The organism is Nakamurella sp. (genome assembly GCF_048594475.1).
Taxonomy (GTDB): domain Bacteria; phylum Actinomycetota; class Actinomycetes; order Mycobacteriales; family Nakamurellaceae; genus Nakamurella.
On record NZ_JBMDXT010000561.1, the window covers coordinates 17,078 to 27,220 of the forward strand.

The following is a 10,143-nucleotide window of genomic DNA, read 5'->3' on the forward strand; positions in this document are numbered from 1 at the left end:
GGCATCGGTCTTCGGTCGCGTCGCGGCGGAACCCGCGCCCACCGCGCTAGCAGCGCCGACGGAGCCCGCAGCGCCGACAGCGCCAGCAGCGCCGACGGAGCCGACAGCGCCGACAGCGCCGACAGCGCCGACAGCGCCGACAGCGCCGGCCGAGCTGGGCACCGGCGAGGGGGTCGACCCGGCCCGGGACGGAGGTGCCGGTGACGGGCCACGGGGAGCCGGCGCGGTGGCGCGCGGCGCCGGTGACGGGACACGGGGTGGGAGAGCCGCCGAGGCGGAACGTGGTCGGGGGACGGCGGTGGCGGCCGTGCCATCCCCCGGGCGGGTCCCCGGCGGGGCACCCCCCGCCGATGCGCCACGCCGGCCCGCGCCGCCGCCCGCCGGCGTCGGCCGGGGCGGGACGAGCTTGCGGGCCGCGCCGGCCATCGAACCGCTGAAGCTGACCTCCGGCATCCGTCGGACCGCCACCGGCTTGCCGGCCATGGCCGACGACGTCGCCCCCGGCTGGCGACCGCCGAGCGACGGCACGGTGCCGGCCGCCCGGCGCAGGGTCCGGGTCGGGAGCTCGGTGACGGGCCAGGTCACGGCGGCCGGGACACCGGTGCCGCCGCGAGCCGCACCCGCCGGTCCAACGGCTGAGAGCGAACCGGGCATCGGCCGGGCCGCGCCCGCCGCCGCTCCGCGAACGGCCGCCGCCCCGCGAACGGCCGCCGCTCCGCGAACGGCCGCAGGCCCGGGAACGGCCGCCGACCGGCGGATCGCGGACCGAGCCGTTCCGACGGCCCCCCAGGCCGCCTCGGAGGCGCGGTCGGACGGATACCACCACAACGGCGGCCGGATGGGCCGTTCGGTGCGCGCCGGGGCGATCGGGACCGGTCCGGCCAGGTTCCGGCGGATCCGCGGCGCCTGTCCGAGTCCGGCGGTGAACCGGAGCGCGGCCCCGCCGATGCTGCCCAATGCGGCCGGCCGGGGCCGAACCCGCGGGCCGGGAAACGCCCAGCGGTCGGCCAGCGACCGGACGAACGCCGAGGCCGGAGGTGCTTCGGCGACCGGCACCCCGAACGCCGACATGTCGACATCCCCGGCGGTGGGTTCCCCGCTCATCGGCCCGGCGCCGAGCTGCGGAAGCCGTGATGGGCGATCTCGAGCTCCTCGGTCAGCGGATCATCGCTGGCGGTGCTGAACCGCGGTCCGGTCCAGCGGATCGGGTAGACCCCCTCCAGCGACCAGGCCCGCAGCCGGGCGCCGCTGCCCGCGATCGCGGTGATCGCCCCGGTCGACCGGACGAGTTTGTTGCCGGCCGCGGCGAAACCTTCGCCCGCGGTCTTGTTCATCCAGTCGAACAGCGCGTCGGCGTCGGTCAGCCCGCGGGTGAAGGTGATGGTCGGCCATTCCAACCGGCCGGGCAGGCGGTGCACGAAACCGTTCTGCCCGCCCTCCACCACCTCGACCATCCGCGAACTGACCTGCAGGCCGTCGACGCTGGCGAACAGGCCGATCTCGACGCCGTCCACCTCGAACAGGAACCGGGAGCCGAGAGTCGGGTCGCCGCCGAGATACCTCGTGGAGTCAGGCGAACTCACGGACCACCTCCCACGCTCGTTCGTTCAACCCGGCGACCGCCCGGACCAGGCGGACCCGGTCCATGTGCTCCAGGTCGAGCAGTTCGTCCAGCGGCCAGTGCAGGTGGTAGGCCAGGTAGGCCACCTCCTGCCAGAGCACGTCGACCGGGTACCGCAGCATCGTCGATCAGGCCGGGACGCGGGGAACTTCTTCGATGCGGGCCCGCGGCATCGGAGGAGGCGCGGACGCACCCACCCCGGCCGGCGCCGCGGGGGCCGCCGGGGCGCCGGCCGCCGGGGCAGCGGCCGCCGGGGGAGCCGGGGCGACCGCCCCGATCAACGGCGGCGACTGTGCCTGCATGGCCAGCAGTTCCTCGTACTCCTCCTGGCTGCCGAAGTTGATGACGCCGTAGAAGTCCTGCAGGAACGCCAGGTCCGCGGCGAACAGCCCCTCGATCTCGTGCGGCGTGACCATGTCGAGCGTGCCGAGCGACTGCACCACCCGGGCCAGGATGAGCACGGTCAGGCGCGGATCGTCCGGACCCTGGACCGTCGGGTCGCGCAGCGGTTCCAGCTCGTCCCGCGCGGTGGCCAGGCGCATCCGGCCGGTCCGGTGGAGCTCCCCGTGACGGTCGACATACCCGCGCGGGAGGGTGAACTCGTACGCGGTGGTCAGGCTCATTTGACCCTCTGCAGGCTCTCGATCGTCAGGGTGATGGTCTCCTTGACCGGATCGTTGGACTCGACCGACAGCTGGTCGGTGGAGATCTTCGACGGCCACCCGTTGGTGAAGTTGAACCGGGCGATCTCGGCGTTGGTCGAGTCGTACATCACGATCGAGCCGTTCTTGCGGTTGTTGGTCCGGTCGGACAGCAGGATGCCCTTGTCCCGGATGTCGTTGAACCAGCCCCACATCTTGTCCTGGGTGGAGTCCGGCGGGGCCATCCGGGTCAGCGACAGGTCGGGCGCCTTGGTTGATTTCCCGAGAGTCTTGACGATCTGGGCCTTCCCGTTCGCCCCGGCCTGCTCGATCGTCACCACCTCCATCTCCACGTCCAGGCCGGACACGCTGGACAGGACGCTCACGACCGAACCGTCGATCTCCAGGAAGAAGTTCTGGCTGACGATCGGGTCGGTGTTGATGAGTTCCGCATTGGGCATTTGAGGCTCCTTGGCTGGTGAGGCGGGTCAGGGATCAGTTCGCGACCTGCTTGTGCTGGGCGATGCGGAAGACGATGAACTCGGCGGGCTTGACCGGGGCGATCCCCACCTCGACGATCAGCAGCCCCTGGTCGATCGACTCCGGCGGGTTGTTCTCCGCGTCGCACTTGACGTAGAACGCCTGGTCGACCGACTGGCCGAACAGGGCGCCGACGCTCCACAGCCCGCGCAGGAACGCGTTCAGGGTGCGCTTGACGCCCTCCCACAGGGCGACGTCGTTTGGCTCGAAGACGGCCCACTGGGTGCCCTCGGCGATCGTCCGCTCCACCATGTTGAACAGCCGCCGAACGTTGATGTAGCGCCAGTCCGAGTCGCTGGCCAGCGTGCGGGCGCCCCAGATCCGGATGCCACGGGTGCCGAACGGCCGGATGCAGTTGATGCCGATCGGGTTCAGCACGGCCTGCTCGTTCTGGGTCACCCCGTAGGCGACATCCAGGCAGCCACGGATGGTGTCGTTGGCCGGGGCCTTCCACACGCCACGGGTCTCGTCGGTCCGCGCCCACACCCCGGCGATGTGGCCGCTGGGCGGGATGAACACCTCGGCGTCGCCGTTGACCCCGATCGGGTTCTCCACCTTGATCCACGGGTAGTACAGCGCGGCGAAGGCCGAGTCGTACATGGCGGTCTCGGACCGCCAGTCCCGGATCTGCTGTGGGGTCATGCCGGGCGGGGCGTCGAGCACGGCCATCCGGTTGCCGTTCTGCTCGCAGTGGCTGATCAGGGCCGTCTGCACGGCCTTCCACAACCCCAGGTCCACGGTGCCGTCGTCCTTGGTGGCGGCGGTGATCAGATCCGGCACGACGACCATGGTGACGTCGTCGGCCACGGCCAGGCCGTTGATGCCCTGGCGTCCGGACTCGGACCCGGCGAACTTGCGCCCGGTCACCGGAACCGCGGCCGGGGCGGCCTTCTCGAGCGGGTACAGGCCCGGCTTGAGCAGTTCGAGCTGGCCCGACAGGTCGGTCTTGGCCTCGAGCAGCACCTCGACCTTGATCCGGGTGGAGGTGTCGTTGACCACCGTCGCGACGTTTCGCTTGCCGCTGCCCAGGGTCAGATCGGAGAAGGACTCGACCACCTCGGTGCCCTGCAGCACGTCGAGCGTGAACGGGGCCGGCCCGTCCTCGTCGGTGTCCTGGGAGGTCACCCGGAGCGTGAGATCGGCGTCCGGTTCCAGACTCTCGACGGCCAGCGGCAGCCCGAGGGACCGGTCGGCGGCCGGCAGCTGGCGGGTCGCCGGCTGCCCGGACGGCGCGGTGTTCGGGACCCGCACGATGTAGGCCAGGGCCCCGCCGTTGGCGAAGTAGCCGTAGACCGACAGCGGCAGCACCGCGCCCGGAGTGAAGCTGCCGTAGAGGTTCTCGAACTGGGACCAGCTGGTCACCAGCCGGGGGGCCAGGCCCTCCGGGTCGGTGGGATCGTCCGTCGGGAACCGCTCGGTGAACCCGACGAAGGCGGCGATCGCCGTCGGGGCGGCGGACAGCACTTTCTGCGTGGACGCCACTTCTTCGACGTACACACCGGGTGCGGCGTAGGTGGGCATCTGCGCTCCTTGGGTTGGGGACCGGGCTGGACGATGGAGGTCAGGCGGCCGTCGTACGGACGGCGCCGGGCATGGTGATCGAGATGGTGCCGGCGTAGGCGCAGAAGCACTGCGAGCCGGCGACGACGACGGGTGCGCCGCCGGCGGTGGTCTGGGGGGCCATCGGCGTCCAGGGTGCGACCACGACCGGGACGCACGGCATCGGGGTGAGCACACCGAGCGCGGCGGCGGTCGCCGCCGCGACGGTCGGGTTGGCCAGTGACTGGCACAGGCCGAACGGCGGGATGTTCGCCCCGGGCGCGATGTCGGTGATGTTGGCAAGCGGCCGGCCCTCGACGGTCGGCCGCGGCGCGACCACGTTGAGCGTCGACGGGGCCAGCCCGAACGAGCAGGTGATCATCGCGCCGGACACCGCGCACGGCTTACCCATCGCGCCCCGGTCCCTTCCCACGGTGATCCATCGGGCCGCTCACAGCTTCGACGCCTTGACCGACGAGGTCAGTTCGGCGCCGGTGGTGGTGACGAAGCAGACCACCGACCGGTCGTTGTCCTGCTCCCAGCCCCGGGCCGACGGCACGAGATAGGTGAAGAACAGCGAGGAGTCCAGGTAGCTGATGCCGACGTAGCCCTGGAACTGCTGGGCGCAGTTCGCGTCGGCCCAGGACTTGAGGGCCGAGTCGCCGGGGAAGGCGTCGCCCTGGACGCCGGCCGGCGGTTCGTACGCGACGGTGGCGTAGGCCTCCTGGCGGTGCGGCGAGTCGCAGGGGACCGACGACAGGGTGGCGATCTCGGCCTGGATCTCCTGCTGGGCGGCGAAGCACTGGCCGGTCTGCACGGCGAACACCGAGACGTCCGTCGGCGTGGGGCCCTCGTCCTGGCCGAGGCCGAAGAAGCTGCATCCGGTGAGGCAGGCCAGCGCCACCCCGGTACCCAGGCCGAGCCCCAGACCGTGGCCGACGGCGCGTCGACAGGAACTCACTGGCACCGCGATCACCCCCGTCGGCCGGCCGTCGGACGACGCATGCCTACCGGCAGCGTGCGTGCCGAGCCCACCAGCCGGGCCACGGCAGGGGCATCGGGCGATCGCCCTATTTCGCCCGGCCGCGGGCCCGGGCGCCCGGCCGTCAGCCGGGCTGCAGCGCCTGGGCCAGCATGACGATGATGCCGCTGGGGCCGCGCAGGTAGGTCAGCCGGTAGATGTCGGCGTAGGTGCCCACCCCGCGCAGCGGATGGCAGCCGTGCCGGGCGGCGATGGCCAGGGCCTCGTCCAGATCGTCGACGGAGAAGGCGACGCGGTGCATCCCGATCTCGTTCGGACGCGTGGGTTCGGTCTCGATCGCGGCCGGATGGAGGTACTCGAACAGCTCAAGGTGCCCCTGCCCGTCGGGCGTCCGGAGCATCGCGATCTTCGCGTGGTTGCCGTCCAGGCCGACGGCGGTGTCGGTCCACTCGCCGCTGACCGTGTCCCGGCCGACCACCGTCAGCCCCAGGTCGGTGAAGAAGGCGATCGTGGCGTCCAGGTCGCGCACGGCGATGGCGACGTTCTCCAGTTTGATCGGCATTCCCGCACGCTACCGATGCGGCGGGGCCCACCGACGGCATTGGCCCCGCCCCCCGGCAGGGGGCGGGGCCGGTCCGGTCGTCGGGTGGGCGACGCGGGTGGGTTCAGGGCGAGAGCTCCTCCAGCACCTGACCCTTGGTCTCGATGCCCAGCTTGCCGATGGTGATGGCGCCGAGGACGGCGACGGCGGCGAAGGTGAGGAACACGTACTGGATGCCGACGCCGGCGACGATGAAGCCGACGATCACCGGGCCCAGGGACGAGCCCGCCCGCAGCCAGGCGCTGCCGAAACCGGTCCCCACCGCACGGAGCCGGGTCGGGTAGAGCTCGGCCGAGTACAGGTACAGCGAGAAGGTCACGGTCTGCAGGATCGCGTAGGTGGCCGTGGCGAAGATGGTGACCTGGATCGCGGACGTCGCCCCGAGGAAGAACAGGGTGACCAGGGGAACGACCGCGAGCAGGAAGGCCCAGGTGTACCAGCGCTTGCGGCCGACCCGGTCGATGGTCAGGGCACAGACGACGGAGGCCAGCACGCCGACCGCCGAGGTGATCCAGCCGAGGAAGATGGCGTCCTGGGTGCCGACGCCGAACTGCGTCTTGTACAGGGTGGGCAGCCAGGTGACCATGCCGTTGTTGATCATGTAGGCGCACAGCCACAGGCCCCAGATCATCAGCGTGCGCCGCAGGTAGATGCCGCGGAACAGCTCCCGCCAGTCCGACCGGGCGGTGGCGCGGGCGTCGATCGGCCGCTCGACCGGCTCGGGCAGCGGTTTGCCCTCGCGGACGGCCTCGCGTTCGAGCATCGAGACGATCTTGTCCGCCCGGGCGATCTTGCCCTTGGACGCCAGCCAGCGCGGCGACTCGGGCATCATGAAGCGCAGCGGGATGAGCAGGATCGCCGGGACGAGACCGACGATGAACAGCGCCTTCCAGCCGAAGTTCGGCACCAGGAAGTAGCCGGCGATACCGGCGAACATCAGGCCGATGGGGAAGATCAGCTCGTAGAGCAGGAAGAAGCGGCCCCGCTTCTTGGCCCCGATGAACTCGTTGATGTAGGCCGACGCGATCGGCACCTCGCCGCCGGTGCCCACACCCTGGAAGAACCGGAAGACCATCATCGACGCGCCGTTCCAGGCGAACAGGCAGGCGATGTCCATGGAGACGAACAGGATGATGGTGATCAACAGGGTGGGCATGCGGCCGATGCGCTCGGCGAGCCAGCCGAAGCCGACCGCGCCGAAGATCTGGCCGACGTAGCCGGCGGACAGGATCAGGCCGACCTGGCCGGGGCTCAGGCCCCATTCGGTGACCAGGGCCGGCATCGCGAACGCGATGACCAGGACGGTGTAGGCGTCGAAGAAGGTGGCCGAGCCGATGATCACGCGGATCATCAGCAGGCGTCGGGTGACCGGGATCCGCTCGAGGCGGCCCACGATCTTGGCGTTGGCGACCGCGGTGGGCTCGCCGGCGTACGAGGTAGTCATTGTCGGCCTCAGATTGTGCTCGCCCTGCGCGGAAAATGGCAGAGCCGTCGGGACTGCACTGTCACCGAACCGGGACCGGATGACGGGTCGGTCCCGGCGGGTGGGGGCGCCGCGGCGGGCGGCGCCCCCACCCCGTGATCCAGCCGGCGGGGACCGGGCGCGGATCGGTGCGGGCGCGGTCGCGCCCGGGCGGCGTGCCCGGGTGCGCGGCCGGCTGGTCGGGGGGTGGACGGGGCGTGGCTCCGGGTGATGCGCGGACCCGGCGGGGGACGCGAGGACCGGACGGGCCCCGACCGGGCCGTCAGATGATGCCGGCGGCCTTCATGGCGTCGGCGATCTCGACGTCGGCGCCGGGGGCCAGCGGGAGCAGCGGGCTGCGGACGGTGGCGTGCGGCAGGATGCCACGGGCGACCAGGGCGTGCTTGAGGGCGACGGTGCCCTCCATGTGCGACCCGCGGTGGTAGACGGCCTTGGTCACCGGCAGCAGCCGGTTGTGGATCGCCTTGGCCGCGGTCCAGTCCTGCGCCTGACCGGCCTCGATGAACTCGACCAGCAGCTCCGGGGCGATGTTGCCGTAGCCGACCAGCAGGCCGTCGACGTCCATGATCGTGTGCAGCAGGTACTCGTCGTGGCAGGAGAAGATCTGCAGGTCGGGGTAGGCCTCGCGGAGCACCGGGATCTCGGTGTCCCAGCGGCGCATGTTCCGCACACCGTTCTTGGTCCAGAACACGCCCTCCTGGCCGGCGATCTCCAGCTGGGTGTCCAGGTTGTAGGTGGCCTTGGTGTTGTCCGGGTACTGGAACAGGATCTGCGGCAGGCCGGCCTCCTCCCAGATGGCGCGGTAGCGGTCCTGCGGCGCCCCGGGCTGGTAACCGAACCGCAGCCAGCCGTGCGAGGGATAGGTCAGCGCGGCCTTGGCCCCGGCGTCGACGGCGCGCTTGGCCTCCTCGACGGCGACCTTGGTGCCCTCGCCGGTGATGCCGGCGACGATCACGACCTGGTCGCCGACCTCGGCGACCAGCGTCTCGATGACCTTGACCTGCTCGTCCTGGGTCAGGAACGTGCCCTCGCCGGCGTGCCCGAGCACGACGAGCGACTTCACGCCGTCGACGGAGGCGAGGAACTTGCCCAGCTGGGCCAGGGCGGCGTAGTCGACGTCCCCGTCGACGGTGAACGGGGTGACCGGGGCCGGGTTCAGACCACGCAGATCCAGATTGCCGAGAGACATCGGTGGCTCCTCCAAGAAGCTTTGCGGGAACGTTCCGGTCTGACTCATTTGACGGACGGGAACGTTTGCAGGAACGATTAGAACTATGACCGCCTCCGCGATCCACGTCAACCCCCGATTTCCGGTGACCGCGCTCACCTCGGAGCCCGGGCCGGTTAGGCTCGCAGCCGTGGTGACCCTGCGTGACGTGGCGGCGGCGGCTGGCGTGAGCATCTCGACCGCGTCCCGCGTGCTGGACGAGCGGCTGCCGCCGTCCCGCACGGCCGCGGCCGACCGGGTTCGGCGGGCGGCGGCCGAACTCGGTTACGTGCGGGACCCGCTGGCCGCCGGGTTGCGTCGCACGGGAACGAGCACCATCGGGGTGGTCGTGCCCCGGCTGACCGACACGGTGATGGCGATGCTCTACGAGGAGATCGCCGCCGCGGCGACCGCGCGCGGCCTGTTCGCCGTCGTGGCCACCACCCAGGACCGGCCGGAGACCGAACGGCTGGCCGTGCAGTCGCTGCTGCACCGGCGGGTGGACGGGATCATCCGGACCACCGCCCGCACCGGCTCACCGCTGCGGCTGGACTCCCGATCCGAAGCGCGCCAGGTGCTGGCCCTGCGGACGGACGACATCCACCCCGCCTCCATCGGCGACGACCGCCTGGGCGGGTATCTGGCCACCCGCAACCTGATCGACCACGGCCATACCCGGATCGGGCTGGTGATGGGACCCGAGTACGCGACCACCGCCGTCCACCGCCGCGACGGCTACCGCGACGCGCTCGTCGAGGCGGGCCTGGGCGTGGATCCGACGCTGATGGCCGGCGACGCGTTCTCGATGGAGGCGGGGGAGGCCGCCGGCCGCGAGCTGCTCGACCGGGCCGAACCGCCGACGGCGATCTTCGCCGTCAACGACAACAACGCCATCGGGGTGCTGGCCGTGGCCGCCGCCCGCGGCCTGCGGGTGCCGGACGACCTCTCGGTCATCGGGTACAACGACATCCCGGTGGTCAGCAAGCTTCCCGTGCCGTTGACGACCGTCCGGGAGCCGTTCAACCTGATCGCGCGGGGTGCCATCGACCTGCTGCTGGATCCCGATCCGGGCGGCGCCGACGGGCCGCGCATCCTGGTCGCCACGCCCACGCTGATTCCCCGTCGGTCGACGGCGGCGCCGCGCCGGACCTGACCGCGACCGGCGGCACCGACCCGCCCACCGCCCGATCAGCCGAACTGGTTGCGCAGCAACCCGGTTCGATAGGCGAGCGCGACCGCCTCGGCCCGTCCGCGGACCTCCAGCTTGCGGTAGATGCTCACGCTGTGGTGCATGACGGTCTTGGTCGACAGGAACAGATCGCCGGCGATCTGGGCGTTGGTCCGGCCACTGGCGATGGCGGCCAGGATCTCCAGGGCACGGGCCGTCAGCACCTCCGTCGGGCGGGGGCCGGGCGGCGTCGCCCCGCCCCGGCGGCTCGCCGGAGCGGGGATGAGCGGTGCACCGGCCGGCCCGGCCGGACCGGCCGCCCCGGCCGGCCCCGACCCGACCGTCGCGGCCGGGTCTCCGG

At 71.7% G+C, this 10,143-nt stretch carries 12 protein-coding genes; 1 reads left to right on the plus strand and 11 read right to left on the minus strand.

The genetic code is table 11. The annotated features are described in order from the left end of the window. Positions 1–1,100: 1,100 nt before the first annotated feature. The 10 genes from ACOJUF_RS25220 to ACOJUF_RS25265 all read right to left on the minus strand — a co-directional run bounded on the left by ACOJUF_RS25220 (position 1,101) and on the right by ACOJUF_RS25265 (position 8,596). Positions 1,101–1,583, minus strand: a complete 483-nt coding sequence (locus ACOJUF_RS25220) for a phage tail protein (RefSeq protein WP_420124553.1) — start codon at positions 1,581–1,583, stop codon at positions 1,101–1,103. Continuing rightward, positions 1,570–1,743: a DUF6760 family protein gene (locus ACOJUF_RS25225; protein WP_420124554.1), complete on the minus strand. Its 174-nt coding sequence runs from the start codon at positions 1,741–1,743 to the stop codon at positions 1,570–1,572. The genes ACOJUF_RS25220 and ACOJUF_RS25225 overlap by 14 nt, the downstream gene beginning before the upstream one ends. Before the next feature lie 6 nt (positions 1,744–1,749). Then, complete coding sequence (locus tag ACOJUF_RS25230) at positions 1,750–2,244, minus strand: hypothetical protein (protein WP_420124555.1); 495 nt, start codon at positions 2,242–2,244, stop codon at positions 1,750–1,752. Next, complete coding sequence (locus tag ACOJUF_RS25235; protein ID WP_420124556.1) at positions 2,241–2,723, minus strand: phage tail protein; 483 nt, start codon at positions 2,721–2,723, stop codon at positions 2,241–2,243. Before ACOJUF_RS25235 ends, ACOJUF_RS25230 begins: the two co-directional genes overlap by 4 nt. 34 nt (positions 2,724–2,757) lie before the next feature. Continuing rightward, complete coding sequence (locus tag ACOJUF_RS25240; protein WP_420124557.1) at positions 2,758–4,323, minus strand: phage tail sheath family protein; 1,566 nt, start codon at positions 4,321–4,323, stop codon at positions 2,758–2,760. Positions 4,324–4,363: 40 nt separating this feature from the next. Beyond that, a complete protein-coding gene (locus tag ACOJUF_RS25245) occupies positions 4,364–4,753 on the minus strand; it encodes a DUF4280 domain-containing protein (RefSeq protein WP_420124558.1) in 390 nt (129 codons plus the stop codon). Between the two features lie 39 nt (positions 4,754–4,792). Beyond that, complete coding sequence (locus ACOJUF_RS25250; protein WP_420124559.1) at positions 4,793–5,308, minus strand: septum formation family protein; 516 nt, start codon at positions 5,306–5,308, stop codon at positions 4,793–4,795. A gap of 139 nt (positions 5,309–5,447) precedes the next feature. Next, positions 5,448–5,885: a VOC family protein gene (locus ACOJUF_RS25255; RefSeq protein WP_420124560.1), complete on the minus strand. Its 438-nt coding sequence runs from the start codon at positions 5,883–5,885 to the stop codon at positions 5,448–5,450. 103 nt (positions 5,886–5,988) lie between these two features. After that, positions 5,989–7,368: an MFS transporter gene (locus ACOJUF_RS25260; RefSeq protein WP_420124561.1), complete on the minus strand. Its 1,380-nt coding sequence runs from the start codon at positions 7,366–7,368 to the stop codon at positions 5,989–5,991. A 301-nt stretch (positions 7,369–7,669) separates the two neighbouring features. Further along, on the minus strand, positions 7,670–8,596 hold the full coding sequence (locus ACOJUF_RS25265; RefSeq protein ID WP_420124562.1) for a dihydrodipicolinate synthase family protein: 927 nt from the start codon (positions 8,594–8,596) through the stop codon (positions 7,670–7,672). A gap of 169 nt (positions 8,597–8,765) precedes the next feature. On the opposite strand from ACOJUF_RS25265, the gene ACOJUF_RS25270 reads away from it, so the two are divergent. Further along, positions 8,766–9,767, plus strand: coding sequence for a LacI family DNA-binding transcriptional regulator (locus tag ACOJUF_RS25270; RefSeq protein WP_420124563.1), 1,002 nt, complete (start codon positions 8,766–8,768; stop codon positions 9,765–9,767). Between the two features lie 35 nt (positions 9,768–9,802). Here ACOJUF_RS25270 and ACOJUF_RS25275 read toward each other — a convergent pair. Next, a partial coding sequence (locus ACOJUF_RS25275; RefSeq protein WP_420124564.1) for a helix-turn-helix domain-containing protein occupies positions 9,803–10,143 on the minus strand: 341 nt, incomplete at its 5' end.